At 71.8% G+C, this 618-nt stretch carries 1 protein-coding gene; it reads right to left on the bottom strand.

Going from position 1 to position 618, the window contains the following annotated elements; genetic code table 11:
* Window positions 1-618: ATP-binding protein (locus AX737_RS05445; protein WP_245293398.1), on the bottom strand; the 618-nt coding region annotated here is incomplete at both ends.

Here is a 618-nt window from a genome sequence, read left to right as displayed (position 1 = left end):
CGAAGCCGTAGATCATCGAGAGGCCGAGGCCCGTGCCCTGGCCGATCGGCTTCGTTGTGAAGAAGGGCTCGAAGACGCGCGCGACGATCTCGGGTGGCATGCCGGTGCCGGTGTCGGTCACGCACAGGGACAGGTACTGGCCCTCCGGGATCTCGTGGGCGCGGGCGGCCTCGCGGTCCATCCAGCGGTTGGCGGTCTCGACCGTGATGCGCCCGCCGTCCGGCATGGCGTCGCGGGCGTTGATGCAGAGGTTCAGGAGCGCGTTCTCGAGCTGGCTCGGATCGACCAGCGCCGGCCAGAGGCCGGTCGCCCCCACGGCCTCGACCGGGATGCTCGGCCCGACCGTGCGCTGGATCAGGTCGGTCATGCCCTCCACGAGCGCGTTCACGTTGGTCGGGCGCGGGTCGAGGGTCTGGCGCCGGGAGAAGGCGAGGAGCCGGTGCGTCAGGGCGGCGGCGCGCTTGGCCGCGCCCTGGGCGGCGGCCATGTACTTGTCGACGTCCGACAGGCGGCCCTGGGCGATCCGCGTGCCCATCAGTTCCAGGGAGCCGGAGATGCCCGCCAGCAGGTTGTTGAAGTCGTGCGCGAGGCCGCCGGTGAGCTGGCCCACCGCCTCCA

This window comes from Methylobacterium sp. CCH5-D2 (assembly GCF_001556475.1).
Taxonomy (GTDB): Bacteria; Pseudomonadota; Alphaproteobacteria; order Rhizobiales; family Beijerinckiaceae; genus Methylobacterium; species Methylobacterium hispanicum.
The sequence above is the reverse complement of the archived record's forward strand: the minus strand, read 5'-3'. Positions and strand labels throughout refer to the sequence as shown.